Origin of the sequence: Asanoa ishikariensis, assembly GCF_900107455.1 — a bacterium.
Classification (GTDB): domain Bacteria; phylum Actinomycetota; class Actinomycetes; order Mycobacteriales; family Micromonosporaceae; genus Asanoa; species Asanoa ishikariensis.
The window spans coordinates 1,293,401-1,319,334 of sequence record NZ_FNQB01000003.1 but is presented as its reverse complement, the minus strand read 5'-3'; the positions used below and the strand labels follow the sequence as shown (position 1 = coordinate 1,319,334).

Annotated in this window: 24 protein-coding genes and 1 pseudogene; 10 read left to right on the top strand and 15 right to left on the bottom strand. The window is 70.4% G+C overall.

Going from position 1 to position 25,934, the window contains the following annotated elements:
• Window positions 1-92: 92 nt before the first annotated feature.
• Window positions 93-581 carry an Lrp/AsnC family transcriptional regulator gene (locus BLV39_RS29935; RefSeq protein ID WP_204082570.1) on the bottom strand — a complete coding sequence of 163 codons (489 nt, stop codon included), beginning with the start codon at window positions 579-581 and terminating at the stop codon, window positions 93-95.
• Window positions 582-651: 70 nt separating this feature from the next.
• On the opposite strand from BLV39_RS29935, the gene BLV39_RS29930 reads away from it, so the two are divergent.
• Window positions 652-1,236 (top strand): dihydrofolate reductase family protein, encoded by a 585-nt coding sequence (locus BLV39_RS29930; protein ID WP_090799992.1) that lies wholly within the window; start codon window positions 652-654, stop codon window positions 1,234-1,236.
• Between the two features lie 8 nt (window positions 1,237-1,244).
• On the opposite strand, the gene BLV39_RS29925 is transcribed toward BLV39_RS29930, so the two are convergent.
• The gene (locus BLV39_RS29925) at window positions 1,245-1,670 is read right to left on the bottom strand and encodes a hypothetical protein (RefSeq protein WP_090799991.1); all 426 of its coding nucleotides are present in this window, start codon (window positions 1,668-1,670) and stop codon (window positions 1,245-1,247) included.
• 67 nt (window positions 1,671-1,737) lie between these two features.
• Between BLV39_RS29925 and BLV39_RS29920 the strand changes: the two genes are divergently transcribed.
• Both BLV39_RS29920 and BLV39_RS29915 read left to right on the top strand, forming a co-directional pair.
• Window positions 1,738-2,454 carry a tetratricopeptide repeat protein gene (locus tag BLV39_RS29920; protein WP_090799990.1) on the top strand — a complete coding sequence of 239 codons (717 nt, stop codon included), beginning with the start codon at window positions 1,738-1,740 and terminating at the stop codon, window positions 2,452-2,454.
• A gap of 30 nt (window positions 2,455-2,484) precedes the next feature.
• Window positions 2,485-4,065, top strand: coding sequence for a Na+/H+ antiporter (locus BLV39_RS29915; protein ID WP_090799989.1), 1,581 nt, complete (start codon window positions 2,485-2,487; stop codon window positions 4,063-4,065).
• On the opposite strand, the gene BLV39_RS29910 is transcribed toward BLV39_RS29915, so the two are convergent.
• The 4 genes from BLV39_RS29910 to BLV39_RS29895 form a co-directional block, all read right to left on the bottom strand.
• Entirely contained in the window at window positions 4,062-5,492 is a 1,431-nt protein-coding gene (locus tag BLV39_RS29910; RefSeq protein WP_090799988.1) for an MGH1-like glycoside hydrolase domain-containing protein, read from the bottom strand. The two genes, BLV39_RS29915 and BLV39_RS29910, sit on opposite strands and share 4 nt — an antisense overlap.
• Window positions 5,489-6,391 (bottom strand): carbohydrate ABC transporter permease, encoded by a 903-nt coding sequence (locus BLV39_RS29905; protein WP_090799987.1) that lies wholly within the window; start codon window positions 6,389-6,391, stop codon window positions 5,489-5,491. Before BLV39_RS29905 ends, BLV39_RS29910 begins: the two co-directional genes overlap by 4 nt.
• A gap of 12 nt (window positions 6,392-6,403) precedes the next feature.
• Window positions 6,404-7,375, bottom strand: coding sequence for a carbohydrate ABC transporter permease (locus BLV39_RS29900; RefSeq protein WP_090799986.1), 972 nt, complete (start codon window positions 7,373-7,375; stop codon window positions 6,404-6,406).
• Between the two features lie 68 nt (window positions 7,376-7,443).
• Window positions 7,444-8,751, bottom strand: a complete 1,308-nt coding sequence (locus tag BLV39_RS29895; RefSeq protein ID WP_090799985.1) for an ABC transporter substrate-binding protein — start codon at window positions 8,749-8,751, stop codon at window positions 7,444-7,446.
• Between the two features lie 235 nt (window positions 8,752-8,986).
• Here BLV39_RS29895 and BLV39_RS29890 point away from each other — a divergent pair.
• From BLV39_RS29890 to BLV39_RS43230, 4 genes and pseudogenes are all read left to right on the top strand, one after another.
• Window positions 8,987-10,020 (top strand): annotated as a pseudogene (locus BLV39_RS29890) (LacI family DNA-binding transcriptional regulator).
• A gap of 11 nt (window positions 10,021-10,031) precedes the next feature.
• Window positions 10,032-11,462, top strand: a complete 1,431-nt coding sequence (locus BLV39_RS29885) for a GH1 family beta-glucosidase (RefSeq protein ID WP_090799983.1) — start codon at window positions 10,032-10,034, stop codon at window positions 11,460-11,462.
• A 76-nt stretch (window positions 11,463-11,538) separates the two neighbouring features.
• Window positions 11,539-13,821, top strand: coding sequence for a cellulase family glycosylhydrolase (locus tag BLV39_RS29880; protein WP_143049938.1), 2,283 nt, complete (start codon window positions 11,539-11,541; stop codon window positions 13,819-13,821).
• A 163-nt stretch (window positions 13,822-13,984) separates the two neighbouring features.
• On the top strand, window positions 13,985-14,122 hold the full coding sequence (locus tag BLV39_RS43230) for a hypothetical protein (RefSeq protein WP_176985142.1): 138 nt from the start codon (window positions 13,985-13,987) through the stop codon (window positions 14,120-14,122).
• A gap of 4 nt (window positions 14,123-14,126) precedes the next feature.
• Here the strand turns inward: BLV39_RS43230 and BLV39_RS29875 are convergent, their stop codons facing one another.
• The 5 genes from BLV39_RS29875 to BLV39_RS29855 form a co-directional block, all read right to left on the bottom strand.
• Window positions 14,127-15,215 (bottom strand): hypothetical protein, encoded by a 1,089-nt coding sequence (locus BLV39_RS29875; protein WP_090799981.1) that lies wholly within the window; start codon window positions 15,213-15,215, stop codon window positions 14,127-14,129.
• Window positions 15,215-15,535 carry a PadR family transcriptional regulator gene (locus BLV39_RS29870; protein ID WP_090800801.1) on the bottom strand — a complete coding sequence of 107 codons (321 nt, stop codon included), beginning with the start codon at window positions 15,533-15,535 and terminating at the stop codon, window positions 15,215-15,217. The genes BLV39_RS29875 and BLV39_RS29870 overlap by 1 nt, the downstream gene beginning before the upstream one ends.
• Window positions 15,536-15,566: 31 nt before the next feature.
• On the bottom strand, window positions 15,567-16,529 hold the full coding sequence (locus BLV39_RS29865; RefSeq protein ID WP_090799980.1) for an NAD-dependent epimerase/dehydratase family protein: 963 nt from the start codon (window positions 16,527-16,529) through the stop codon (window positions 15,567-15,569).
• On the bottom strand, window positions 16,526-19,189 hold the full coding sequence (locus BLV39_RS29860; RefSeq protein ID WP_176985141.1) for an ATP-binding protein: 2,664 nt from the start codon (window positions 19,187-19,189) through the stop codon (window positions 16,526-16,528). Before BLV39_RS29860 ends, BLV39_RS29865 begins: the two co-directional genes overlap by 4 nt.
• A 92-nt stretch (window positions 19,190-19,281) precedes the next feature.
• Entirely contained in the window at window positions 19,282-19,905 is a 624-nt protein-coding gene (locus BLV39_RS29855; protein WP_090799978.1) for a sigma factor, read from the bottom strand.
• Between the two features lie 157 nt (window positions 19,906-20,062).
• Between BLV39_RS29855 and BLV39_RS29850 the strand changes: the two genes are divergently transcribed.
• Together BLV39_RS29850 and BLV39_RS29840 are read left to right on the top strand one after the other, a co-directional pair.
• Entirely contained in the window at window positions 20,063-20,959 is an 897-nt protein-coding gene (locus BLV39_RS29850; RefSeq protein ID WP_090799977.1) for an alpha/beta fold hydrolase, read from the top strand.
• A 364-nt stretch (window positions 20,960-21,323) separates the two neighbouring features.
• Complete coding sequence (locus BLV39_RS29840) at window positions 21,324-21,737, top strand: WD40 repeat domain-containing protein (protein ID WP_090799975.1); 414 nt, start codon at window positions 21,324-21,326, stop codon at window positions 21,735-21,737.
• A gap of 20 nt (window positions 21,738-21,757) precedes the next feature.
• Here BLV39_RS29840 and BLV39_RS29835 read toward each other — a convergent pair whose 3' ends face one another.
• Window positions 21,758-22,399, bottom strand: coding sequence for a tetratricopeptide repeat protein (locus BLV39_RS29835; RefSeq protein ID WP_090799974.1), 642 nt, complete (start codon window positions 22,397-22,399; stop codon window positions 21,758-21,760).
• An 83-nt stretch (window positions 22,400-22,482) separates the two neighbouring features.
• On the opposite strand from BLV39_RS29835, the gene BLV39_RS29830 reads away from it, so the two are divergent.
• Entirely contained in the window at window positions 22,483-23,301 is an 819-nt protein-coding gene (locus BLV39_RS29830) for a sugar nucleotide-binding protein (protein ID WP_090799973.1), read from the top strand.
• On the opposite strand, the gene BLV39_RS29825 is transcribed toward BLV39_RS29830, so the two are convergent.
• From BLV39_RS29825 to BLV39_RS29815, 3 genes are read right to left on the bottom strand one after another with little or no spacing between them, the layout of a single operon-like run.
• Entirely contained in the window at window positions 23,285-24,154 is an 870-nt protein-coding gene (locus BLV39_RS29825; protein ID WP_090799972.1) for a metal ABC transporter permease, read from the bottom strand. The two genes, BLV39_RS29830 and BLV39_RS29825, sit on opposite strands and share 17 nt — an antisense overlap.
• Window positions 24,147-24,887, bottom strand: a complete 741-nt coding sequence (locus tag BLV39_RS29820) for a metal ABC transporter ATP-binding protein (protein WP_090799971.1) — start codon at window positions 24,885-24,887, stop codon at window positions 24,147-24,149. The genes BLV39_RS29825 and BLV39_RS29820 overlap by 8 nt, the downstream gene beginning before the upstream one ends.
• Window positions 24,887-25,807 carry a metal ABC transporter solute-binding protein, Zn/Mn family gene (locus tag BLV39_RS29815; protein WP_090799970.1) on the bottom strand — a complete coding sequence of 307 codons (921 nt, stop codon included), beginning with the start codon at window positions 25,805-25,807 and terminating at the stop codon, window positions 24,887-24,889. Before BLV39_RS29815 ends, BLV39_RS29820 begins: the two co-directional genes overlap by 1 nt.
• Between the last annotated feature and the right edge of the window lie 127 nt (window positions 25,808-25,934).

The following is a 25,934-nucleotide window of genomic DNA, read 5'->3' as shown; positions in this document are numbered from 1 at the left end:
TAACGAGATTTGGTAATAAAGCTGCCGGATCAGGGACAGGACAGACGTCGTACGCAGGAGTGCCCGATGTGGACGGCCCGATGTGACGCAGGTCACTCGGTGGCGGGGGCCCGCGTCGGCAGGGCACCGCTGGTGCGCACCGGGTCGAGCACGAACAGCGTCGTGTAGCGCCGCACGTTGGGCGCCTCGTCGAACAGGCGCTTCGCGATCTCGGTGTGGTGCGCCATGCCACTGCACGCGACCATCACGACGTAGTCCCACTCGCCCGACACGTCGTAGATCTGCTGCACCTCGCTAGCGGCGAGCAGCCGCTCCCGAAACTCCTGATGGCGCCGGCCGGACTCGCGCTCGAGCGTCACCAGACACACGGCCAGCAACACGGCCGGAACCCGGGCCGGGTCGAGCAGGGTCACCTGACGGGAGATCAGCCCGTGCCTGCGGTAGCGGTCGATCCGTCGTTTCACAGCGCTCGGCGAGAGGGAGACGAGGTCGCCGAGCTCGCGCAGGGTCCGCCCGCAGTCGCGTTGCAGCAGCGCGAGCAGCTCGTGGTCGACGTCGTCGAGCGCGAGGGGCTTCGTCACGCAACAATTTTGCGCCGCGACGGCAATCTTTACAATCGGTCACACCGGCGGTACGGCTAGCGTCGGCCGCATGTCCTCATCGGTGCTTTACATGTCGATGTCCCTCGACGGCTACATCGCTGGTCCCAACGACGGACCGGACAACCCGGGCGGTGACGGCGCAGCGGTCGAGCGGCTCCACGCCTGGGGCTACACCCCGGCCGGCGAGCTGCGGCGGTCCGGGCCGGCGGGGGAGCTGGCCGCCGCGATGGAGGCGACCGGTGCGGTGGTGGCCGGCCGGCGCACCGTGGAGCAGGTCGATCACTGGGGCGGCGAACACCACGGCATGCCGATCTTCGTGCCCAGCCACCGGCCGCCGGGTCCTTCGGCGGCGAGCTACCCGTCGGTGACCTACGTGCCCGACGGCATCGCGAGCGCGATGGCGCAGGCGAAGGCCGCCGCGGGGGATCGGGACGTGCTGGTGCACGGCGCGTACACGGCGCAACGCGCGCTCGAGGCCGGCGTGCTGGACGAGCTCCAAATCCACCAGATCCCGGTGCTGCTCGGCGCGGGCCGCCGGCTGTTCGACGTGCTGCCCGCGCGCGTCGAGCTGGACATTGTCCGCGTGGTCGACAGCCCGGAGGCAACCCACATCCGGTACCGCGTCCGTCTCTGACCGCCTGCTCACACGGCGGACTGGATGCCCGCGCTGTGTAGGAAGTCGCGCCGAGGTTCCTCAGGATCGGCAAAGGCGTAGGCACCGCCGAGGTCGAGGAAGGGAAGATCGACCGTCAGCAGGGAAACCGGGCTGTCGAGCAGCGGCCGCGTCCCCTGCTCGGTCCGGTAGGCGACCTCGAGCGTCTGGTCGACCCGCGTGACGGCGAGATCCTCACGGCCGTCCCACTCGTCGAGCACGACCTCCCGATACGTGTCGACCCGCAGCGTGCCCGGGCCGGAAAGCGCCCAGCGGAACAGCGTCGCGCTGGTGTACCAGGGCCGCAGGTAGGCGCGCCACCCCGTGCCGTCCGCGCGCAGGACGAGCCACTCGTCCTCCATCGCCGAGTCGTATCCCCAGTCGCTCGACCAGAAACCGACGAGCTGCGAATCCACGACCGCAGCGTAACGCGCCGGGTAGGGTCCTTCGGGTTGTCGGGGGAGCCAGAGGGAGCCAGCAGTCATGACGTTCAGTGCCGAGGTGCGTTCGGCCTTCCGGCGGGGGGACACCGAGGCCGTCGTGCGGATGAGCGAGGCCGAGATCGCGCGCGCGTCGGCGGCCGGTGACCTCGCGGGCGAGGTGGAGGCCCGCTACGCCCTCGCCCGCGTCGCCATCCGCGACGGCGACCTGCCCGAGGGGGCGGCCCGGGCCCGGGCGGCGCTCGCCGTCGCGGTGCGTTCCGGCGACCGGAGCCTGGAGGAGCGGCCGCGACACGTGCTGGCCGCCGTGGCGCGGATGTCCGGCGACCTGAACCGGGCCCGGGAGCTCTACCAGGAGAGCATCGCGCTCAACGAGGAGCTGGGCCGGCCGGAGACGGTCAACTCGGAGAAGCACAACCTCGCGTTCTGCGAGTTGCTCCTCGGACACCTCGACGTGGCCCGGGAGATGTTCGCCGCTGGTCGGGAGCGGGTCTTCCGGAACGGCTGGGCCGACTTCGTGCCGTACGTCTGCGTGGCCGGCGCCGCGCTCGCCTCGGCCGAGGGCGACCACGCGCGGGCGGCGCTGATGGTCGGCGTCTCGGACGCGGCGTTCGCGGCACTCGGCCAGGTGCCCGACCCCGACGACGCCGCGGACCTGGCCCGGGTGCGGGCCGCCGCCGTCGAGGCGCTCGGCCAGGCGGGCTTCGACGGCGAGTACGACCGGGGCAAGCTGCTCGACCCGCGTGCGGCGTTCGCCTGACCCGTCGCCCTCTCGGGCAGGATGCAGCCCATGGAGGGACTGCTGATCGTCGTGGTGCTCGGCGCCACCGTTCTGGTGGGCACCACGATCGGCCGCCGCTACAGCGTCGCACCGCCGGTGCTGCTGATCGTCTTCGGCGCGCTCCTCGGGCTGATCCCCGAGTTCTCGGAGGTGCGGCTGCCCTCCGACGTGGTGCTGCTGCTGTTCCTGCCGGCGATCCTCTACTGGGAGAGCCTCAACACCAGCCTGCGGGAGATCCGCTCCAACCTGCGGGTGATCATCCTGTCGGCGGTGGTGCTGGTCATCATCACGATGGTCGGCGTCTCGTACACGTTGCAGTGGATCGGCGTGGCGGCGTCGGCGGCCTGGATCCTCGGCGCGGTCCTGGCACCCACCGACGCCGCCGCGGTGGCCGGGCTCGCGAAGCGGATGCCGCGCCGCGCGCTGACGACGCTGCGGGCCGAGAGCCTGATCAACGACGGCACCGCGCTGGTGCTGTTCGCGGTCGCCGTCAGCGCGCTAGTCGACGGGCACGTGCCGGGACCGGCCCTGCTGGTCGGCGAGCTCATCTGGTCGTCGGTCGGCGCGGTCCTGGTCGGGGTCGTCGTCGGCTACGGCATCGTGCTGATCCGGCGCTACGTCGACGACCCGCAGCGCGAGGGCGGGCTGAGCATCCTCACCCCGTTCCTCGCCTTCCTGGTCGCCGAGGTCGTGCACACCAGCGGGGTGGTGGCCGTCGTGGTCGCCGGGCTCGTGCTGTCCTGGGCCGGCCCGCGGGTCATCCGGGCCCGGTCGCGCCTGGAGACGTACTCCTTCTGGGACCTGGGCACGTTCATGCTCAACGGCAGCCTGTTCGTCCTGGTGGGCGTGCAGTTCCCGGCCGCCGTGCGCGGCATCACGAGCCAGTCGGTCGGCCATGCCGTCTGGATCGCCCTGCTGACGGCCGCAGCGGTCATCGGGATCCGCCTGGCGTGGTCGCACCTGGCGCCGATGGTCATCCGGCTCGTCGACCGGCGCCCCGTGCAACGCACCCGCCGGGTCAACTGGAAGGTCCGCACCGCCAGCGGGTGGGCCGGGTTCCGGGGCGCCGTCTCGCTCGCCGCCGCGCTGGCCGTGCCGGCGACGCTCGACGACGGCAGCAGGTACGCGGAGCGCGACCTGATCGTGTTCGTCACCTCGGTGGTCATCGTGGTCACCGTGCTGGTCCAGGGTCTGACGCTGCCGATGGTCGTGCGGTGGGCCGGGCTCACCAGCGACGAGGAGCGCGAGGTGGAGACGCGCAACGCCCGCATCCGCGCGACGGAGGTGGCACTGGCCGCGCTGCCGGAGATCGCGACGCGGTTCGGTGCGCCCGGCGAGGTCGTCGACCGGATCCGCACGGACTACCAGGGGCATCTGGACCAGCTGAACGCGGAGGGCACGGAACACGCGGTGCAGGCCTGGCAGGACCAGGTCGACCGGCGGGTACGCCTGGAGGTGCTGGACCGCAAACGCCGCGCCGTCACGGCGATGCGCGACGACCGCGAGATCGACGACATCGTCCTGCGCGACCTCCAGGCGTCCATGGACATCGAAGAGGTACGCCTGCTCGGTCCCGCACCCACCGACTAGTGCGGCAGGCGGTGGCGCCCCGCGCTCAGCTTCACGTCCCGGGTGGCCAGTGACAGGGTCAGCGGGCCGTCCACCTCGACGTCCAGGCCCGCGTCGTCGGCGATCAGCGTCAGACGGGTGCCGCCACACCGCAGGCCGCGGATGCCGCTGCGCCCCGGCAGGTGGCGCCGGTAGCGGACGGTGTCGTTGGTCGCGTCGACCCGGAAGCCCAGCACGTGCTCGATGAGCATCGCGATGGGGGCCAGTGCCGACCAGCCGCAGAAGTCGGGGCGGACGATCTCGCGGTCGTCCTTGGCCGTGGCCGGCGCCGGGCGGGTCGGCGAGTACGCCTCCCAGATGGTGGCGGGGGAGTACTCGTCCCAGGTGCGGGCCATGTGCCGGATCAGGTCGAGCGACGCCCGATGGGCCAGTGACTCGTGGCCGTGGTCGGCCAGCGCGCGGGCGCTCATGTAGGCGACCGGGACCCAGACGCCGCCGCGCCAGTACATGCCGTCCGGGCGGAACGCCGGATCGTCGTGCGCCACCGACGGCCACGGTGCGGGTCCGCCGAAGCACGACGGGTCGGCCAGTGCGGCCGCGAGGGCCGCGGCCTGCCCGGCGGAGGAGACTCCGGCCAGCAGCGGCCAGTACGCCGCGGGCGTGCGTACCCGGTGGAAGTCGTTCGGTGCGGCGGCGAAGCGGTCGTAGTAGATGCCGTCATCGGCGCACCAGAACGTGTCGAGGAGCGCGGCGAGCCGGGCGTGGTGCGCGTCGTACTCGACCGCCAGTTCCTCGAAGCCGATCAGCCGGGCCAGTTCGGCGATCGACGCGGCCGACAGGGCCTGCTGCGCGGCGAGGTCGAACCAGAGGATGTCGCCGGAGGTGCCGTGCTGGCCCTGGATCGGCGCGCGTGGTGTGTTGTCCATGCCGCTGGTGACGCCCTCCCACAGGTAGCCGCCGGACACCCGGGCGGCGGTGGTGGGGATGGTGCTGTGCGGGAACCGGCTGCCGGCCGGTGTGCCCTCCATGAACGCGAAGTGCTGCTGGAGGAAGCGCCGGTCGCGCAGGAGCCACCGCACCCGGTCGAGGTCGCCGGTGTGCCGCACGTACTCGAGCTCGGACCAGGCGAACAGCGGCGGGTTGTCGGGGTGGTGGATGCGCAACGAGGACGGCGCGCCGTCGTACATGGGAGCGTAGAAGTTGTCGAAGCTCTCCACGCCGGGGAACAGGTCGGGCGCGTACTTGCAGAAGTGCGCCATGAAGCAGGTGTCCCAGATCCAGATGGTGTCCGGGTCGAAGCCTTCGTCCATGTACGGCGAACGCGGCACGCCGTCCCGCGTCACCACGTGCTCGTAGGCCAGCTCCCAGGCGGCGCTGTAAAGCTCGACGAGCGAGGGTTCGGCGTCGAGTACCGGCGATGGCAGTGCGGCGTGGTCCAGGGAAGTCATTTGATCTCCGCGATGGCGACGCCCTTGTCGATGTACTTCTGGCCCAGGGCGTACAGGACGATGGGTGGGATGAGCGAGATGACGATCGCCGCCATCAGCATCGGCAGGGACGAGCCGAACGGCGACGTGAAGTAGAGCAGGCCCAGCGGCAGGGTGCGGTTCTCCTCGCCGGTGAGATAGATGAGCGGCCCGAACAGCTCACGCCAGCTACCCAGGAACGTGAAGACCGCGACCACGATGATGACCGGCTTGGACTGCGGCAGGATGACGTGCCACCAGGTGCGCAGCGTCCCGCAGCCGTCGATGCGGGCGGCCTCGTCGATCTCGCGGGGCAGGCTGAGGAAGAACTGGCGGAACAGGAAGATCTCGAACGCGGCGCCGAACAGCTTCGGGACGAGCAGCGGCCAGAACGTGTCGATCCAGCCGATGTCGCGGTAGACCCGGTACAGCGAGATCGTCATGACCTGGCCGGGCAGCATCATCGTGGCCAGCACGACCATGAACAGCGCGTTGCGGCCCGGGAAGCGGAACCGGGAGAAGCCGTAGGCCACGAACGACGACGACAGGATGTTCACCACGACGGCGTACACGGCGAGCCACAGGCTGTTGCCGATGTAGTGCAGGAAGTCGTACTTGAAGATGACGTCGGTGAAGTTCTCCCACCGCACCGGGTCGGGGATCCACTGGAACGGCCGCGCGAAGTACTGGTTGGTGTCCTTGAGGGACTGCGACACCAGCCAGAGGAATGGGAACAGCAGCAGCAGGCAGAACAGGCTCAGCGCGGTGATCCGCCCGGTCAGCCCCCAGCGTGACCGCACACCCTTGCGGCGGCAGCGGGGTGCGACCGGTGCGGCGGGCGGCGCCGCGTCGCCCCGCGGCTTGTCCAGCACGTCTTGCATGTGACCCTCCGGTCAGTTCCGCTCGGAGTCGCCGTACGCGGTGAAGCGCCGGGCGAACCACAACACCAGGCTGGTGAGCACCAGGGTGGCGGCGAACATGATGAACGCCAGCGCGGACGCGTAGCCCATGTCCTGGTAGACGAAGCCCTTGACGTACAGGTAGGTGACGAAGGTGCCCAGGCTGTTCTCGTAGCCGAGCGGGTTGCCGGTGCTGATGCCGCCGTTGTTCGCGAACGCCAGCGGCGTCTCGAACACCTGGATGTGCCCGATCAGCGCCATGATGGTGTTGAAGACGATGACCGGCGACAGCAGCGGCAGGGTGACCCGGCGGAACATCTGCCATGGCCCGGCCCCGTCGACCCGGGCGGCCTCGAAGTAGGCGGGCGGGATGCCCTTGAGACCGGCCAGGAAGATCAGCATGGTGCCGCCGGCGAACCAGACGTTGACCAGGATCAGCGCGACCAGCGCCAGCCAGGGTTGCTCGGAGTTGCCGAGCCAGTTCACCGGCCCGGCACCGAACACGCCCAGGAACATGTTGGCCAGCCCCACCTCACCACCTTGGAACACCTGCTTGAACAGGTACGCCGTGGCGATGCCGACCAGCAGGCTGGGCACGTAGATCAGGGTGCGGAACACGTGGTTGCCGCGGAAGTCCCGGTGCAGCAGCAACGCCAGTGCGAGGCCGAGGCCGATCGAGATGATCGTCGAGCCGATCACGTAGATCAGCATGTTGCCGGCGATGGTGGCGAACACCGGGTCGTCAGTGAGGATCTTCTGGTAGTTGTCCAGGCCGACGAACCGGATCGTGCGGAACACGTTGGCCTTGGACAGGCTCGTGAGGAACGCGGCGATCAGCGGTGCGACACCGAACATCAGGAACCCGAGCAGCCACGGGCTGATGTACACGTAGCCCTGCACGCCTTCGCGGCGCCACCAGCGCCGGCGGGGCCGCCCGGGCCGTCCGGGCTTGAGAACCATGGTCATGCGGTACGCCTCCCGTGGTGCCGGGGCGGACGCGGTCGCGTCCGCCCCGTCTGGTCCAGTCCGGTGCGCTAGTGGGACAGCAGCGCGTTGCCCTCTTTTTCGATCTTCTCGGCGGCCTGCTGCGGCGTGAGCTTGCCGCGGCCCATGTCGTCGATGACCAGGCCGACGTTCTTGCCGAGCTCCTCCTTGACGGTCAGCAGACCGGGCCGGAACGCCGGCAGGGAGGCGAGCAGCGTCGGCGCGAACTCGCGCGGGGTGATGATCTCCGGGAGCGTCTTGAGCGCGTCGCCGTCCACGGGCACGTCACTGAACTTCGCGAACGCGACCTGGTTGTCCGTCTCGAGCATCCACTTGAGGAACTCCCAGCTCTCCTTGGGGTGCTCGCTTTCGGCGGAGATGGCGTACCCGTTGGCCCCGGAGTAGAGCAGTAGCTCGTTGCCGACCTTCGGCAGCGGTGCGACGCCGATGTTCGGTGAGGAGGCGGCGATGTCGGCGAAGTTCCACGGGCCGACCCGGGCCATCGCCACCTTGCCGGTCCGCAGGCTGTCGAGGTCGCCGTTGAGCCACTGGTTCTCGCGCTGCTCGTCGATCGGCGGCACGATCTTGTCGGTGAACAGGCTCGCGTAGTCGGCCAGGCCGGCCACGCCTTCCGGGCTGTTGATGGTGACCTTCGTGGGGCCGACGAAGTTGTCGTACATCGAGCCGCCGTGCATGGCGATAAGCGACTCCCAGAAGTTGATGCTGCCCGGGTGCAGGGCGTACTGGGTCACCTTCGAGCCGCTGGTCTTGGTGAGCTTCTTCGCCATCTCCCTGAAGGCGTCGAAGCTCATCGGCACCTCGGGGTCGGGCTCGGCCACGCCGGCCGCCTTGAACAGGTCCTTGTTGTAGCCGAGCAGGGGGACCGAGACGCCGACCGGCAGCGCGTACTGCTTGCCCTGCCAGCCGAAGACGCCGACCGGCCCGTCTTGCGCACGAGCGATGCTGCCCGCGTAGTCGTCGAACTTCTTGAGGTCCAGGAAGACCTCGTTGTCGAAGTACGATGCCGCGAAGCACGAGCACAGGCCCACCACGTCGTAGGCGTTGCCGCCGGCGGTGGTGGTCTTGACCTTGTCCCAGTAGGCGTCCCAGGGCAGGAACTCGGACTTGATCTTGATGTTGGGGTGGCTCGCCTCGAATCCGTCGAGCCACTTGCGGTAGAGCGCGTCCTTCTCGGGGGTGTTGGTCCACCAGCCCCAGCTGATGGTCACCGGCCCGCCGTCGTCGCTCGCGTCGTCGCCGCTGCCGCAGGCGCCCGTGACGAGCGAGGCGGCCAGCAGCAGCGCGGTCAGGACGACGCCGGGGCGCCGGCGGAACTTCCTGGATCGAGGTTGCTCCATAGTGGACTCCTGTGAGGTTGCAGGCGCATGGAGGGGTAGGGGAACGTCGCGTCCGGCCGGGGACGGGAGAGGTACTAAATCGAAACAGTGACCGGGACCATAATCGACAACCGCAAGTACGTCAACGCCGTGTTGCGCCTGAAACAATCGCGAAAGATAAGGGCTACCGCCGGAAGGAGCGCGCTGTTACTGTGCCGAACCACAACGAAATCGGTTTAGTGATCGGAGCCCTGCGGTGAAGAGACCCACCATCGGCGACATCGCCGAGCGCGCGGGAGTCTCCCGATCCGCGGTGTCGTTCGCGCTCAACGGCCAACCTGGCGTGTCCGACGAGACCCGCGAGCGGGTGCTGGCCGTGGCGGCCGAGATCGGTTGGCGCCCACACAGCGCCGCCCGCGCGCTGCGCGGCGGCCGGGCCGGCGCCATCGGGCTGGCCCTGCAACGGCCGGCCCGACTGCTCGGCGACGAGCCGTTCACCATGGAACTGATCAGCGGCCTGGAGGCCGAGCTCTCACCGCGCTCCTGCGGTCTCAACCTCCAGGTCGTCGAGGACACCGAGGCCGAGATCGCCACCTACCGCCGATGGTGGGCGGAGCACCGGGTCGACGGCGTCATCGTGCTCAACCTGTGCGCGGACGACCCTCGCATCACCGTGCTGGAGGACCTGCACCTGCCCGCCGTCGTGATAGGAGGGCCGACCGGCACCGGCACCCTGCCGAGCATCTGGTCGCAGGACGCCGCCGGCATGACCGACGTCGCGGAGTACCTCGCCGCCCTCGGCCACCGCCGGCTCGCCCACGTGGCCGGAGACCCGGCCATGGCGCACATCGTCGACCGCTCCGCCGCCCTGCACGAGGTGTGCCGCCTGCGCGGTCTGCCGGAGCCGGTCACGGTGCGCGCGGACTACTCCGAGACCGACAGCGCCCAGGCCACCCGGCGGCTGCTGGCCATGCCGGAGCGACCGACCGCGATCATCTACCACAGTGACCTGACCGCGGTCACCGGTCTCGAGGTGGCGCTCGAGATGGGGGTCCGGGTGCCCGACGACCTGTCCCTGGTCTCGTTCAACGACTCCCGGCTCTGCCGCCTGGTCAACCCCAAGCTCACCGCGCTGGCCCACGACATACCGGGCCGGGGCGCACAGGCGGCCCGGATGCTGTTCGCCGCGATCGACGGCAGCGGGGAGCCCGGCTCCCAGCCCGCCGAGCCCTACCGGCTGCTGCCGCGCGGCAGCACCGGCGTCCACCGCGCACCACACTGACCCGGTAGGAGTGTCGCCGATGACCGTCCCCACGAGGAACGCGCCTGACCGAAGCGTTGCCCCGCTCGAGTTCCCCGCCGGCTTCCGCTGGGGTGCGGCGACCGCGGCGTTCCAGGTCGAGGGCGCCCTCGACGTCGACGGTCGCGGCGCGTCGGTCTGGGACACCTTCACCTCCGTGCCCGGTCGCGTCGCCAACGAGGACCGGGCGGACCTAGCCGTCGACCACTACCGCCGTTACCGCGACGACGTGGCCCTCATGGCCGAGCTCGGCCTGGGCACCTACCGGTTCTCGGTGTCGTGGCCGCGCGTGCAGCGCAACGGCCGGGGCGCCGGCAACCCCAAGGGCCTGGACTTCTACTCCCGGCTGGTGGACGAGCTGCTCAGCCGGGGCATCGAGCCCATGCTCACGCTCTACCACTGGGACCACCCGCAGGCGCTGCAGGACATCGGCGGGTGGGCCCGCCGCGACATGGCCGAGCGGTTCGCCGACTACGCCGCCCTGGTGGGCGCCCGCCTCGGCGACCGGGTTCCCTTGTGGACGACGCTCAACGAGCCGTGGTGCACCGCGTTTCTGGGCCACGCCTCGGGCATCCACGCACCCGGCATCGCGCACGACGCCACCGCCCTGCGGGTGGTGCACCACCTCAACCTGGCGCACGGGCTCGCCGTGGCGGCGCTGCGCGCGACGCTGCCGGCCACCGCGCAGGTCTCGATCGCGCTCAATCCCGCCCCGGTGCGCACGCCGGTCGACACCGTCGCCAACCGCGACGCCGTGCGCCGGGCCGATGCCCTGCGCAACCGGGTCTTCCTGGACCCGTTGCTGCGCGGTGCCTACCCGGCCGACCTGATCGCCGACACGGCCCACGTGACCGACTGGGGTTTCGTGCGCGACGGCGACCTGGCGACGGTCACCGCCCCGATCGACCTGCTGGGCGTCAACTACTACACGCCGCTCTACGTCGCCGCCGGACCCGGCCCCGCCGATCCGTACAACCGCTGGATCGGCAGTGAAGGTCTGCTGCACGTGGCGTCGGCGGACGGCCCGTCCACCATCCACGGCACGGTCGACCCGGGCGCGCTGCGCGAGCTGCTCAACCGGATCCGCCACGACTACGGCCCGGTCCCGATCGTCATCGCCGAGAACGGGGTCGCCTTCCCCGATCGGGTCGGTCCCGACGGGAGCGTGGCCGACCCGGGCCGGATCGCCTATGTCCACGCACATCTGGCGGCGCTGCACGACGCCATCGCCGACGGCGTCGACGTGCGCGGCTACATGATGTGGTCGCTGATCGACAACTTCGAGTGGGTGTACGGGTACGGCCAGCCCTTCGGCCTCGTCCACGTCGACCGGGCCACCCAGCACCGCACGATCAAGAACAGCGGCCACTGGTACCGGAACGTCATCGCCGCCAACGCCCTACCCCCATTGGACCCGCCCGCAGCCGGCTGAGGCGTCGCAAGGAAGCGGAACGCGGGGACGCCCGCGTCCGCACATTCAGTGCGCATCACACCCGAAGGAGACCTGCGTGAGAGCTCTTCGGATCAACCGGTACGTCGTACCTCTGATGATTGCGGTGATCGTGGCCGTGCTGCTGCCGCTGACGTTCGCCACCTCGGCGACGGCCGCACCCGGCTTCGTCACCACCTCCGGCACCAGGTTCGCGCTCGACGGCAAGCCGTTCTACGTCGCCGGCACCAACAGCCACTACCTCGGCTGGGGCACCCGCGCCGAGGTCGACTCGATGCTGGGCTACGCGGACGCGTCGAACTACAACGTCGTGCGCGGCATCCTGCACTCGGTGACCGGGTCGCTGGACGGCACGACCAAGAAACACATCTGGAACCCGAACAGCACCGCCGACGCGTCCAACATGGGCATGCACGGCAGCTACCTGATCTACTGGGACACCGCCACCAACACGTACGCGTTCAATCCCAGCACCACCAACGGCCTCGGCCGCTGGGACTACGTCATCGCGCGGGCCGGGCAGCTCGGCCTCAAGCTCAACATCGCGATGATGGACTTCTGGCAGTGGGCCGGCGGCACCCAGCAGATCAACTCCTGGTACATCCCGAACTACAACCCCTCCGGGGACGCGCAGCGGTACACGTTCTTCTACAGCGACCCGCGCACCAAGCAGCTGTACAAGGACTGGGTCAGCTTCGTGCTCAACCGGACCAACACCATCACCGGCGTGAAGTACAAGGACGACCCGACGGTCTTCGCCTGGGACCTGATGAACGAGCCCGAGGTCAGCTCTGTCGCCCTGGCGCAGAGCTGGTACCAGGAGATGGCGTCGTACATCAAGGCGCAGGGCGCGCGTCAGCTCGTCACCACCGGCAGCGAGGGCTTCTACGGCGGCCAGGCCGGCTCCGACCCGAACACCGAGCCGGCCAACGTGCCCGCGATCGACTTCCAGACCTGGCACACCTACCCGACCTACCACAACATCTCCCCGCAGCAGGTCGTCAACCTGGTCAACCAGCACTGCGCGTCGGCCTCCGCCGGTGGCAAGCCGGTCATCCTGCAGGAGTTCGCGTACCCGGGCCGCAGCGCGGCCGAGAAGGTGACGCGCTCGGGCATCTACAGCAGTTGGCTCGACGCGATCTACAACAACGACAACTGTGCCGGCTGGCTGTCCTGGCGGGTCGAGGGCAAGGTCGTGCCACCGGCGACCCGGCCACACCCGCAGGACGACAGCGTCAACCCGGCCACCTTCATCTGGCCGCCCGACAACGGTGAGGGTTTCTCGATCTACGGCGAGCCCGACACCACCAAGGCGCAGTACGACCCGGCGTACCAGATGTTCGCGACCCAGGCCGCCCGCCTGATCGGCAAGAACGGCGGCACCGGGCCGACCACACCACCGCCCACCACACCACCGCCCACTACGCCACCGCCGACCTCGGACCCAGGCACGGTCTCGGTCGACGACGCGGCCACCAACTGGAGCTACAGCGGCTGGAACCACTGCACGGGCTGCAACGAGGCGGCGCCGGCGGTCTTCTACAACGGGAGCCAGAGCTGGAGCCTGACCACGGGCGAGACGGCGACGCTGGCCTTCACCGGCACCCGGGTCGCCTATCGCGCCGTGACCGGGTCGCACCACGGCATCGCCGCGGTCTCGATCGACGGGGCTACGGAGGTCAGCGTCGACCTCTACGCCGCAGCGAAGACCGGCGACGTCGCCGTGTGGACCAGCCCGGTGCTCGCCGCCGGCAACCACACGCTGCGGATCCGCAACACCGGCACGAAGAACGCCGCGGCGGGCGGCACGGTCGTCACCCTCGACCGCGCCGTGGTCACCGGCACCCCGTCGTCACCGCCGCCGACGAACCCGCCCACCACCGGGTTCGTCAAGGGCGTCAACCTCAACGGGCCGGCGGTCGTCGTCGAGGGCAACCAGTGGGACGCCCAGGCGCAGTCGTCGGGCTTCACGGTCTCCGGCGGCACCGCGCACAGCAACACCGTCACACCCAGCCCGCTGCCCGACGCCGCCACGGTGAGCATGCTGCGCACCGGGCTGATCGGCACCGACCTGGGGACCATCGCCATGTCGCAGACCGTGGCCAACGGCCAGTACCAGGTCTACGTCTGGGAGATGGAGGGGGTGCAGGGCAACACCCGCCGGTTCAACGTCACCCTCGAGGGCATCCTCAAGGCCAGCAACCTCGGTGACCTGGCGCTGGGCCACTGGCGGGAGAACGGCCCGTACACCGTCGCGGTCACCGACGGAGTCCTCAACATCAATGTCACCGGTGCCTCCGGCAAGCCCGCCATCATGGGCCTGGCCATCTACCGCATCTGACGCGAGGGCGGCTCGCCGTTTCGGGGTGGGGAAGCCAGACCCGAAACGGCGAGTCACCGGCGGCACTCAAACGGCTACGACCAGCGTACGGTTAAGGCGTCGGTCGTGACCTTGACGCCTGACGTGCCGAAGCCGCGCTATCGATCGCACGTGAAGGGTGACCATGGCTGAGAAGTCGAAACAGAAGGGCTCCGCGAAGAAACCGGCGGAGAAGTCGTTGAAGGAGAAGCGGTCCGCCAAGAAGCTGAAGGCGTCGGACCGCGCCGACAGCAACTCGAAGATCCCACCCAGCGGTCGCTGATTGCTCAGCCCGGGCTGTGCGCCCGCTGCGGCGCACGGCCGGGCAGGGCGGCCAGGGCGAGGCCGAGCAGCGCCGACCCGCAGCCGAGGACGAAGAACAGCGAGAAGACCGGCTGGCCGAGCCATTCCCACATCGGATGCCACGACGGGTGTGGCTCGTCGATGGTGTGCCACGCCATCGAGGGGACCGCGAGCAGCGTGGGCGCCCACCAGAGGAACAGCGCGATGCCCAGCAGCGTCTTCACCATCGCCCGGGCCGGGTGCCTACCCTCGGTCCGGCGGCTGGCCCAGGCGAACAGCAGGAACGCGACCAGCGCGCCGGCGATGCCACCGGCCAGGGCGAGTGGGTAGACGGCGACCGGGGTCGCCCGCAGGAAGCCGCCCGAGATCCTCCCAGGGTTGTAGCTGTCGGTGGGAGTGACCTCCAACGTGAACGTCGTGTCGCCGCGCCCCGCGACGATGATGGTGCTCTGGGGGATCGTCGTGGGATCGCAGGGCGGCCCGGTGCAGCCGTACAGGTCCTGGAATATGGGCCGGTAGACGCGCCAGCCGTGCGCGCGCATGTTGTGCCGGGCTTGGTCGACGATCTCCGCCGGGTCCGTCATCGGCGGCAGCGGGGCCGAGCCGGCGACTCCCGCCTGGGAGTATTCGCCGCCGTCGCCGAGCAGCAGCTCACGGACCGTGCTCCGGCCCAGTGGCGACCCGTAGATGGTGAACAGCGCGGGTTCGTCCTCGATCCCGGTGAACTTCTGGTCGGGCAGGATCTCGGCGAGCATGGCCTGCGCCTCGGCGGTGCGCGGCAACGGGCGGGCGGTCTCCCAACCGGCCCGGGTCGCGAAGGCCGCCGCGAGCAGCCCGCAGACGACCGTGGTGAGCACGGCCCAGGCGACGACGGTGCGGCTGGCCGGCCGGCCCAGGCGTGCTCGCAGCCCGTGCCCGACCAGGTTGGTGGCTTCTCGGACGCTGGGCCGCGTGCGGTCCGAACCGGCCGCGTCGAGCAGGGCCCCGACCAGCTCGTCGCCCCGGGCACGGCGATAGGCGCGCGGGTAGGCGAACAGCAGCCGGCGGTAGCGGCGGGCGAGCTGGCCGGTCATCACGCCGGCTCCGGGCGGACGGCACGGAGCCGGGCCTCGGCGGCCGTGGTGAGCTGGCGCAGCCGGGCGGTCTCGTCAGTCAGGGCAGCGAGTCCTTCGGTTCGGAGCCGGTAGTAGCGCCGCACCCGCCCGTCGACCTCCTCCTCGCGGTCCGGCTCGATCAGCCCTTCCGCGGTGAGCCGGTCCAACGCCGTGTAGAGGGTGCCGGTCAGCAGGCTGGTCCGCCCGCCGGAGAGCACCCGGACCTCCTGCACGATGCCGTAGCCGTGCCGAGGCCCGTCGGCCAGAGCCGTCAGGATGAGGAAAGTCGGTTCGCGCATCGCCGCCACGGCGTACACGATAGATAAATGATCAATCCATCGTCAATGGGTTGGCGACATCGAGCTGCTCGTGGTCGATCAGCCAGCGCACCGACTCCAGGATCGCGTCTTCCGGCTCGTAAGCCGGGGTGTAGCCCAGCAGAGTGCGGGCCTTCTCGATGCTGAAGTAGTGGTTGCGGACGAGGTGCTCCCAACTGAGCTGGGCGGCCTCGTCGCCGGCACTGTTGCGGAACTCGTCCCACGTCACCGGGCGCAGCTCCGCGCTCTGGCCGAACCACGACGCCGCGATCTGGGCGTAGCCGCGCACGTTCAGGGCGGAGGGCGCGACGACGCTGAAGTCCTCGCCGGCTGCGGCGTCGCGGTGCGTGATCGCGGCTTCGAAGGCCTGTGCCACGTCGTCGGCGTGGACGTGGTGCATGAACTCCGCGCCGATGCCCGGCACCTCGATCGGCTGCCCGGCCGAGAGCCGGTGCCACACCGTGGAGTCGAGGTTGCCGAGCGGACCGATCGGGTGCCAGCCGGGGCCGACGATGTGGCCCGGATGCAGCGACGTGGTGACCAGCCCACCGGACCTGGTCTCCTCCTTGAGCATCCGTGCGATGGCGGCCTTCGCGATGCCGTACTCGCCGACCGGTGGTGTCCCGGTGTCCTCGGTGACCGGCACCTTCACGCTCGGGCCGCTGCGCCAGATGGAGCCGCAGTGCAGCAGATGCCCGGTCGCGCCGCGCAGCCGCTCGACAAGAGCGGTCGCGGAGTCGAGGTCGAAGCAGATGAGGTCGACGACGGCGTCAGGCGCGAGGTCGGCGACCTGGTCGGGGAAGGTGCCCGTCGCGCGGTCCGCGGTCACCTGGCGCACCTGCTCCCAGGCGGGGTCATCGACGTAGCCGGAGTGCTGTCCGCGGCTGATGTTGACCACGTCATGACCGGCGTGGACCAGCCGGGGGACCAGGAAGGTGCCGATGTGCCCGCTGCCACCGATGACGACGACTCTCATGGCGCAAGGCTATTCAGCACCGCGGCGAGTTCGCCACGCGACTTGACGCCGACCTTCGGGAAGAGCCGGTAGAGGTGGGTGGTCACGGTGCGGGGCGACAGGAACAACCGTTCCGCGATCTCCCGGTTGCTCAACCCTTCGGCCGCGAGCCCGGCGATCTGTTGCTCCTGGGGCGTCAACGCGTCCAGCGCTTCGGTCGGCTTGCGCCGCGACTCCCCGGTCGCCCGCAACTCGGCGCGGGCGCGTTCCGCCCACGGCGCCGCCCCGAGCGCGTCGAACGTGCCGGCGGCGGCGCGCAGCAGCGGCCGCGACTCCATCGCCTGACGCTGGCGGCGCAGCCAGCCGCCGTACGCGAGTTGCACCCGCGCCCGCTCGAACGGCCAGTCACGCAGGTCCGCGGCGAGGGCGGCGTCGTACGCGTCCGCGTCGTCGGCCACCACCGCACCCGCGTACACCAGACCGGCGGTCAGCACCGGCGAGCGGCTCAGCGCGGCGATGGGCGTCAGCTCGGCCACCACGGCGCGGACCTCGTCGAGCGAGCCGCTGTAGTTCGCTGCCTCGGCCAGGTGCCCGAGCAGGGTGAACCGGACGTACGGGTGGTAGGCCACGTCCGCCGGATCGAACACCCGGAGCAGCTCCCGGAACGCCTCCTCCGGCCGCCCTTCGCCGAGCGCGGTCACGCCGCGGATGCGTTGCGTCAACGACAGCATCGGGTGCATGCCGGCCGTCAGCAGCACTTGTTCGCTCTGCTCGGCGATCTCGACGGCGATCGGGGCGTTGCCGCGCAGCGCCTCCGCGAGCCCGAGTGTCAGACGGGCCTGCAGGGCGTACGCCGGCCGGCCGATCTCGGTGGCCAGCGCCAGGCACTCGGTCGCGGCGTTCATGGCCGCCCGCGCGTCGCCGGCGGTGGCCGCGTTGAAGGCCAGGCTCGTCAGGGCCGACGTGAGCGTGCCGATCCGGCCTTCGGTTCGCAGCCCGGCCACGCTCGCGGTGAGGAACTTGTTCGACAGGGTGTACGCGCCGAGCGCCGACGCCGCGACGCCGAGCTCGCCGGTTCCCGTCGACGTCAGATCCAGCCGGTCCTGCGCGGCGGCCAGCCGGTCGAGCAGGTCGGCGCCGCGTTCGACCGGCGCCGCCATCGCCAGCGTGGTCAGCACCCGCCAGTCGTCCGGCGGAGCGTCGATCCGCTCCGCGACCCGGACCAGCCGCATCCGGGTGGGCTCGTCGGGGTTCGACCAGTAGAACCGGAGCGCGACGCTGTTCATCGCATCGAGCGTGCCGTCCGTATCGCCGTCGGTGCGCATGCTCTCCAGGAGCTCGGTGTAGACCCCCAGACGGTCGCTGCCGGTCCAGCCGCTGGACAGGTTCACCTCGCGGTACCAGGTCAGTCGCAACCAGTCGGCGGGACGCAGTGCGGTCTCGTCGATCAGCGCGAGCAGGCGGCGGATGGACTCGACATCGCCCTGGGCGCCGGCCATGCGGGTCGCCCACAACAGCCGGCTGCCGCGATCCTGCGGATCCTCGCTCAGCAGGGCGGCGCGTTCCATGGCATCCACCGCGATCGCGATGGCCTGCCGCCGGCCGGTTCGGGCCGCGAAGTCGGCGAGCTGGGTGGCGAGCGCCTCGTTCGGTCCGGTGGCCGCGGCCGCCAGGTGCAACAGCCGTCGGTCGGCGCCGGTCACCACCGCCGCGAGGCAGCCGTGCACCCGCCTGCGCCGCGCCACGCTCGCGGACTGCCGCAGCGCCGACCGCAGCAGCGGATGCCGGAACCGCAGCCGGTTGTGCTCGTCCACGCTGACCAGGCGACCGCCGACGGCCGGCTCGACGTCGTCGGCGGTGACCGGTCGGCTCTCGAGCTCCGCGGTGGCGGCGAGCACCTCGTCGAGGTTGTCGTCGTCGTCGAGCGCGGCCACGAGCAGGAGCGCGCGCGTCACGGGCGGCAACTGGTCGACCAGCCCGGTGAACGTCTGCTCGACGCGGGTGGTCAGGGGCAGCAGCGCCGGCAGCATGGCGGCGCCGCCGGAGCGGGCGGCCAGCCCGCCGAGCTCGACCAGGCCGAGCGGGTTGCCCGCCGACTCGGCGAGTACCCGGTCGCCCAGGGCGGGCGACAGCCCGGGCGCGACGCAATCGAGCAATGTGCGGGCGTCGGCCGGCTCCAGGGGCTCCAACGGCAGTTGCGGAAACGCGGCGGCGGCCAGGAGCCGGTCGACGTCCGGACCGTCGCGCACCGTCATGACGAGCGCGACCGGGTCCGACTCCAGCCTCCGGGCGATGAACGCGAGCACGTCCCAGCTCGCCCGGTCCAGCCAGTGCGCGTCTTCGACGGCCAGCAGGACAGGCTCGTCGAGCGCGGCGAGCAGGTCGAGCGCGCCGACACCGACCCGGAACGGCGACCGGCCGTCGGCGGAGTCGAGGTCGGGGCGCAGGCGACGGAACAGGTGCTGCACGCCGGCGTACGCGATCTGGACTTCCGCCTGCACACCGGTGGTGATCAGCACCCGCATCCCGCGCGCCTCGGCCCGGGCACGGACCTCGCCCAGCAGCGTCGACTTGCCGATGCCGGCCTCGCCACGGATGACGAAAGCGCCACCGCGGTCCGCGACGGCCTCGTCCAGCAGGGTGTTCAGCGCCTCGATCTCGGCCCCCCGGCCGACGATCACCAGGATCCTCGCGCGCGACCTGCCACCCGGAATCCTCCCGCCTACTGCGGGAATCATGCATCAGCGGCAAGATCGCGGCAACGAGACCCGGGTCACCCCATGGCGGGCGCGAGGTCCGCGGCGAAGTGGTCCTCGAGCGCGGCGACGTTCCCCGTCTGGGCGGCGGCGAGAATGCCGCTTAACAGGCGTCGATAGTCGACCTTCGCGGCGGGCTTGGGTCGTGCGGTGTTCAGATGCTTGCGGGCGCGGCTGACAAGCTGGCGGGCATAGACCGCGCTGACCGCGAGCACGTCCGCGATCTCGTCGTAGGGATAGCAGAAGGCTTCGCGGAGAACATAGGCGGCCCGCTCGTACGCGGTGAGCCTCTCCATGAGCAGCAGGCAGGCGAACTCGAGCGCCTCGGCCCGCTCGGCACCGAGCGCGGGGTCGGCGCTGGTGTCCACCGGCTCCGGAAGCCAGGGCCCGACATAGGTCTCGCGCCGCCAACGCGCGGACTGCACGACGTTGAGGCACAGCCGGGTGGTGATCAGCGCCAGGAACGCCGACGGGTTCTCGATGGTCTCGTGGTCGGTGTCCTGCCACCGCAGCCAGGTTTCCTGCAGCACATCCTCAGCTTCGGCGACGATGCCGAGCATCCGGTAGGCGATCCCGAAGAGGCGTGGGCGCACTTCGAAGAAGACGGAAACGGCCGCCTGCGGGTCAGTCAGGTGGTCCATCGTCGTTCTCCTTCGCCAGGCGGTTTCCTGGATTCGAAGGTATGAGCGAGCACCGGTCGGTTGCGTACGTAGGAATACGTAATGTGCGCGCGGCTGCCGCTGTCACAGAACTCTCGGTTGTCCTGTCTCGTTTGGTGACGAGAGAGGGGAGCGCCGAATGACGAACCTACCGATCCGGCGGGTCACCACCGATGTGCTCGACGTGGCCTACCACGAAGCAGGGCCTGCCGACGGGGCGCCGGTGATCCTGCTCCACGGTTTCCCGTACGACATCCACAGCTATGTCGAGGTGGCACCGATGCTGGCCGAAGCCGGGCATCGGGTCGTCGTGCCGTACCTGCGCGGCCACGGGCCGACCCGATTCCTTCGCCCGGACACCCCACGGTCCGGGCAGCAGGCCGCCCTCGGAGCCGACGTCATCGCCCTGATGGATGCCCTGCGCATTCCGCGCGCGGTCCTGGCCGGCTACGACTGGGGCGGACGCGCCGCCTGCGTAGCGGCGGCCCTGCACCCCGGCCGGGTCGCGGGCCTCGTGTCGGTCAACAGCTACCTCGTCCAGGACATCAGCACCGCGATGCACCCGCTGCCGCCCGACCTGGAGGCCGGCTTCTGGTACTTCTTCTACTTCCTGACCGAGCGTGGACGCGCGGGCCTGACCGCGAACCGGCGCCAGATCGCCGAGGTGATCTGGCGCCGCAACTCTCCGAAGTGGAGCTTCACCGCCGCCGACCTCGACCGTGCGGCACAGGCCTTCGAGAACCCCGACTACGTCGAGGTCGTCATCCACTCCTACCGGCACCGGCTCGGGCAGGCCGCCGGGGCACCTGACTACGCCGAGGCCGAAGCCGCACTCGCCCTCGCACCGGCCATCACCGTTCCCACGGTCACCCTCGACGGCACGGCCGACGGGAACTTCCCCGCCACCGACGGCAGCCCCAGCGCGGTCCACTTCACCGGCCCACGCGCACACCACCGGGTTCCCGACGCGGGGCACAACCTGCCGCAGGAGGCACCGGCCGCGTTCGTCGCCGCCGTGCGGGAGGTCACCCCGTGACGGCGTCGCTCCACTGTGGTGTATGAGATCCCGTGACTGCCCGGGTTGGCTAAGAGTTGGCGGGTGACCGCGCGAAGCTACCGCCTCGGTGTCGACTGCGGCACCTCGACGACGGTGGCGGTGCTCAGCGGCCCTGACGGACGGTGCGGCCCGCTGCTCTTCGACGCGTCCCCACTCCTGCCGTCCGGTGTCTTCGTGAACCCCGACGGCGGGATGTTGACCGGTGCGGACGCGGAGCGGTCCGCGGTCGCCCAGCCGGCCGGGTACGGGGCCAACCCCAAGCGCCGGATCGCCGACGGCACCGCGTGGCTGGCCGGCCACGAGGTTCCCCGTCTACGACGGACAGGTCGCCGGGCGGTGGAGCGTGGAGAGCCGCCAACCCGTCGCCGGGCCGGGAACCCCGCGCGCGTCGACGAACGAGCCCGTCCAGGACGAGTTCAGCCCGGACGGCCGGACCCTCGCGGTGGCCGAGTGGGGAAAGAACGTCGAGATCTGGGACGTGATCGCTGGTCAGCGCACCGGCGTGCTGCCAGGCTCCGCGGCGTTCCTGCCGGCCCTGGCGCTCAGCGAGCACGGCCGGACGCTGGCTGTCGCCCAGGTCGATCCGCAGGGCCGGGTGAAGGTCCAGCTCTGGGACGTCGAGCAGCGTCAACCCATCGGCCCGGCGACCGTGCGGCACACCGGGGTCGTCCACACGATGGCCTTCAGCCCGGACGGCCAGTTCTTCGCCAGCGGCAGCGAGGACCGGACCGTCCAGATCCACGGACTGATCCACTAGCCGGGCTACTCGATCGCGCCTTACGACGCGATGGCCGCGTGTGCCTCCTCGATGGACCGCAGCGTGCCGTGCGCCTGACTGGCCTCGGCGATGGCCCGCGCCTCGTCGATGATCGCCCGGGCGTCGTCGTGCCGCCCCTGCCCGGCGGCGATGTACGCCAGCCCCACCATGTTCGCGGCCACGCCCGGCAGGTGCCCGAGCTCCCGTCGCAGCTTCACGGACTCCTCGAGGTGCTCACGCGCGGCGTCCAGCCGCCCGGCGGCCTGCGCGGCGACACCCAGGTGCCGCAGCGCGTACGACATGGTCCGCCGGTCGTCGATCTGCTTGGCGAGTTCGTGCGACCGCTCGAACGCGGGCACGGCGGCGGCGTGGTTGCCCTCGACGACCTGGTTGTAGATGCCGATCCAGAAGTGGGCCTCGGCCTCGCCGCGGACGTCACCGATCGCCTGGAACAGCACCAGCGCCTGCTCGAAGAGGGCGAGCTCGCGCGGATCCACGTCGCCGTTCTCCAGGAACCGGCCGTGCACGATCCGGCCGCGCGCCAGCGCGAGATCGGCCCGTACGGTGTCGAGCTGCTTCTCGGCGACACGGAGCGCCCCGGCGTCACCGCCGAACACGAAGCTGTCGTAGAGGTTCCTGGTCTGCTCGATCCGGTCTTCCATGGCGCTGCCCCCGTCAGGAAAGAGAAAGACGAACCTTAACGTCTCGATCGGACAGGCTCGGCCCCGGGCACTACGGTGATCGAGTGGATCTTCTCGTGGTGGGTGGCAGCGGCCTTCTCGGGCGGGAGGTCACCCGGCAGGCACGGTGCGCGGGCCAGCGGGTCGCGACGACCTTCCACCGGCGGCGGCCGGACACCGACTCGCACCACGTGGACATCCGCGACCGTGACGCGGTCGTCGCGCTGGTCCGGGCCGTGCGGCCCGCTGTGGTGGTCAACGCCGCGTACCAGCAGTCGGACTGGGCGACCACAGCCGACGGCGGCACGCACGTCGCCCTGGCCGCTGCCGACATCGGTGCGCGGCTCGTGCACGTGTCCAGCGACGCGGTCTTCTCCGGCGCGGCCGGCCGTTATGACGAGACCCGGGTGCCGGACCCCATCACGCCGTACGGTGCCGCCAAAGCCGCCGCCGAGACAGCGGTCAGGGGCATCACACCGGCGGCGGTCATCGCCCGCACCTCGCTGATCATCGGGCACGGCGACTCACAGCACGAGCGCCAGGTGCATGCCCTGGCGGGCGGCGCGACCGGTGCCCTGTTCACCGACGACCTGCGCTGCCCGGTGGACGTGGCCGACCTCGCGGCTGCGCTGCTGGAGCTGGCCGCGTCACCGCACGCCGGGATCCACCACGTCGCCGGCGCGGACGCGGTCAGCCGCCACGAGCTCGGTGTCCTGATCGCCCGGCGGGACGGCCTGGACGAGTCGGCACTCCCACGAGCCCTGCGCACCGGCAGCGGCATCCCCGGACCGGTCGACGTGCGCCTGGACAGCACCAACAGCCAAGCGCGCCTGACAACCCGGTTGCGCGGGGTCCGCGAGTTCCTGCTCACCCCGTGCCGTTAACAAGGGTCCCTTGCGCTGCGGATTTCGTTAACAAGGGGCCCTTCCTTCCGATGATCCGGCACGCCACGTAGATCAGGAACGAGATCGTTGTTACGTACGGGCTGATCGGGATCGTGCTGCCCAGGGCGAGCAGGATCCCGCCGACCACGGAGCCCACCGCGAACACCACGCTGAGCAGTGTGACCAGCACCGGGGACGCGGTGACGCGCATCGCCGCCGCGGCCGGGGTGCACACCACGCTGAGCACCAGCAGCGCGCCGACGATCTGCACCGACATCGCGACCGTCAGGCCCAGCAACACCATGAAGACCGTTGACAGGGCCGCCACGGGTACGCCGCGCGCCGCCGCCTGTTCCGGATCTGTGCTCGCGAACGCGAGTGGCCGCCACACCACCACGAGACCGACCAGCACGATCGCGGAGGTGACCAGGAGCCAGGAAAGCTGTGGTGTGTCGACGGCGACGATCTGGCCCGTCAGCAACCCGAACTTGTTCGCCGAGCGTCCCTTGTAGAGCGCCAGGAACAGCACGCCCAGGCCGAGTCCGAACGGCATCAGCACGCCGATGGCCGAGTTGCGGTCGCGGGCTCTGGTGCCGAGCAGCCCGATGACCAGCGCGGCCAGGATGGATCCGGTCAACGAGCCCAGCACGACGTTCGCGCCGAACAGCAGGGCGCCCGACGCGCCGGCGAAGGACAGCTCGCTGATGCTGTGCACGGCGAACGGCATGTCGCGCATCATCACGAACACGCTTATCAGGCCGCCGACCAGGCCCAGCACCGCGCCGGCGGCGATCGAGTTGTGCACGAGGGCCAGGAGCTGCCCGTAGTCGGCGAAGTTGAAGATCTCACTCATGGTGTGCCTGCGGGATGCCGGCGACCAGGATCCGACCGCCCGCGGTGACGACCTCGACCGGCACGCCGTACAGCTCGGTCAGGGTCGCCGAGGTGAACACGTCCTCGACGGTGCCGACCCGGAAGCGCCCGCCGGCCAGGTAGAGCACGCTGTCCACATAGGGCAGTACCGGATTGATCTCGTGGGTCACGAACACCACGGCGGTGCCGGCCTCCCGGCGGCGCCGGTCGACCAGGGCCGTGACGGTGCGCTGGCTGCGCAGGTCGAGCGAGAGCAGGGGCTCGTCACAGAGCAGCAGCCGCGGGCCGGCGACGAGGGCTTGCGCGACCCGTACCCGCTGCTGCTCCCCGCCGGAGAGCAGTCCGACCGGCCGGTCCGCGAGCTCGGCCGCGTCGACCGCCTCGAGCGCGGCACCGATCCGGGCGTTCCGGTCGGCGGACCGGCCAAGGCCCCAACGGTGTCCGTCGAGACCTTGGCCGACCACGTCGCGGGCCCGCAGCGGTGTGAGGGGTTCGATCCGCCGCTGTTGTGGCACGTACCCGATGCCGTCGGTCACTCGGACCGTGCCCTCCGACAACCGCTGGAGGCCGAGGATCGCGCGCACCAGGCTCGTCTTGCCGGAGCCGTTGGCGCCGAGGACCGCGACGAACTCCCCGGGCTCGACCCGCAACGAGAGCCCCGACCACAACTGCCGCGGCCCGTACGCGAGCCCGGCATCGACGAGCTCCAGCATCAGCGCAGCGCGGTCTCGATGGCGGACAGGTTCTCGGTCATCCAGGTCAGGTAGTCCTTGCCGGCCGGCAGCGTCTCGGTCACCGGGACCACGTCGACCTGGTGGTCCTTCGCGGCCGCCAGCACCTTCTCGGTCTCGGGGCCGGAGGTCTGCTCGTTGTAGGCGAGCAGCTCAACCTGCTTGCCGGCGAACAGGTCGAGGGTCTCCTTCAGTACGGCGGCCGGCACGTCGGTGCCTTCCTCGATCGCCTCGCTGAACTCCTCGGGAGTCTTGTTCGCCAGCCCGCACGCCTCGAGCAGGTAGAGCGGCACCGGCTCGGTGATCGCCACGCCCGCACCGCTGTGCGCGGACCGGATCGCGGCCGACTGCTGCTCCATACCCTGGAGCTTCTGCTTGAACGCGGTCGCGTTGTCGCTGAAGGTGGCGGCGCTGCCGGGGTCGGCCGTCGACAGCGCGCTGACGAGCTGGTCGGCGAGCTTGCTCATGGTCGGGAAGTCGTACCAGACGTGCTCGTTGAGCTCGGCTCCGCCGGTGGCGGTCTTGCCGGAGATGTCGACGGCGTTGAGCACCTTCGCGTCGCTGCCGGCCGACTTGAGCATCGTGTCGACGAAGTCGTCGTAGCCGCCGCCGTTCTCGATGACGATCTCGGCCTTCGAGAGGTCGAGCTGCGTGCGGGTGTTCGCCTCGTACGAGTGCGGGTCCGCCGCCGGGTCGCTGATGATCGAGGTGATGGTGGCCTTGTCACCGGCGATCTGCTTGGCGATGTCGCCGTAGACGTTGGTGGAGGCGACCACGGAGACGCCGGTCGGGGTCGCGGCGGCCGCTTCGCCTTCGCCTCCGGACGAGGAACCGCACCCCACCGCGAGCACCGCGACCGAGACCAGGGCGGCACCGAAGAGAGCCGCGCGTTCATGACGCATCGGAGACGCCACCTTTCGAGTCCTAAATGAAAACGAAGTTCATTACGGACAGGACGCTAAGGGTGGCGTACGAGCGACGCAAGAGAGTTGAAAGTGACTTTCATTATTTATAGCGGTATCGCCATAT

What these genes read in the sequence shown, in the direction of transcription:
- BLV39_RS29930 (WP_090799992.1), top strand. Translation starts at nt 652, where the DNA reads ATGTCCTCATCGGTGCTTTACATGTCGATGTCCCTCGACGGCTACATC.
- BLV39_RS29920 (WP_090799990.1), top strand. Translation starts at nt 1,738, where the DNA reads ATGACGTTCAGTGCCGAGGTGCGTTCGGCCTTCCGGCGGGGGGACACC.
- BLV39_RS29915 (WP_090799989.1), top strand. Translation starts at nt 2,485, where the DNA reads ATGGAGGGACTGCTGATCGTCGTGGTGCTCGGCGCCACCGTTCTGGTG.
- BLV39_RS29910 (WP_090799988.1), bottom strand. Translation starts at nt 5,492, where the DNA reads ATGACTTCCCTGGACCACGCCGCACTGCCATCGCCGGTACTCGACGCC.
- BLV39_RS29905 (WP_090799987.1), bottom strand. Translation starts at nt 6,391, where the DNA reads ATGCAAGACGTGCTGGACAAGCCGCGGGGCGACGCGGCGCCGCCCGCC.
- BLV39_RS29900 (WP_090799986.1), bottom strand. Translation starts at nt 7,375, where the DNA reads ATGACCATGGTTCTCAAGCCCGGACGGCCCGGGCGGCCCCGCCGGCGC.
- BLV39_RS29895 (WP_090799985.1), bottom strand. Translation starts at nt 8,751, where the DNA reads ATGGAGCAACCTCGATCCAGGAAGTTCCGCCGGCGCCCCGGCGTCGTC.
- BLV39_RS29885 (WP_090799983.1), top strand. Translation starts at nt 10,032, where the DNA reads ATGACCGTCCCCACGAGGAACGCGCCTGACCGAAGCGTTGCCCCGCTC.
- BLV39_RS43230 (WP_176985142.1), top strand. Translation starts at nt 13,985, where the DNA reads ATGGCTGAGAAGTCGAAACAGAAGGGCTCCGCGAAGAAACCGGCGGAG.
- BLV39_RS29875 (WP_090799981.1), bottom strand. Translation starts at nt 15,215, where the DNA reads ATGACCGGCCAGCTCGCCCGCCGCTACCGCCGGCTGCTGTTCGCCTAC.
- BLV39_RS29870 (WP_090800801.1), bottom strand. Translation starts at nt 15,535, where the DNA reads ATGCGCGAACCGACTTTCCTCATCCTGACGGCTCTGGCCGACGGGCCT.
- BLV39_RS29865 (WP_090799980.1), bottom strand. Translation starts at nt 16,529, where the DNA reads ATGAGAGTCGTCGTCATCGGTGGCAGCGGGCACATCGGCACCTTCCTG.
- BLV39_RS29855 (WP_090799978.1), bottom strand. Translation starts at nt 19,905, where the DNA reads ATGGACCACCTGACTGACCCGCAGGCGGCCGTTTCCGTCTTCTTCGAA.
- BLV39_RS29850 (WP_090799977.1), top strand. Translation starts at nt 20,063, where the DNA reads ATGACGAACCTACCGATCCGGCGGGTCACCACCGATGTGCTCGACGTG.
- BLV39_RS29835 (WP_090799974.1), bottom strand. Translation starts at nt 22,399, where the DNA reads ATGGAAGACCGGATCGAGCAGACCAGGAACCTCTACGACAGCTTCGTG.
- BLV39_RS29825 (WP_090799972.1), bottom strand. Translation starts at nt 24,154, where the DNA reads ATGAGTGAGATCTTCAACTTCGCCGACTACGGGCAGCTCCTGGCCCTC.
- BLV39_RS29820 (WP_090799971.1), bottom strand. Translation starts at nt 24,887, where the DNA reads ATGCTGGAGCTCGTCGATGCCGGGCTCGCGTACGGGCCGCGGCAGTTG.
- BLV39_RS29815 (WP_090799970.1), bottom strand. Translation starts at nt 25,807, where the DNA reads ATGCGTCATGAACGCGCGGCTCTCTTCGGTGCCGCCCTGGTCTCGGTC.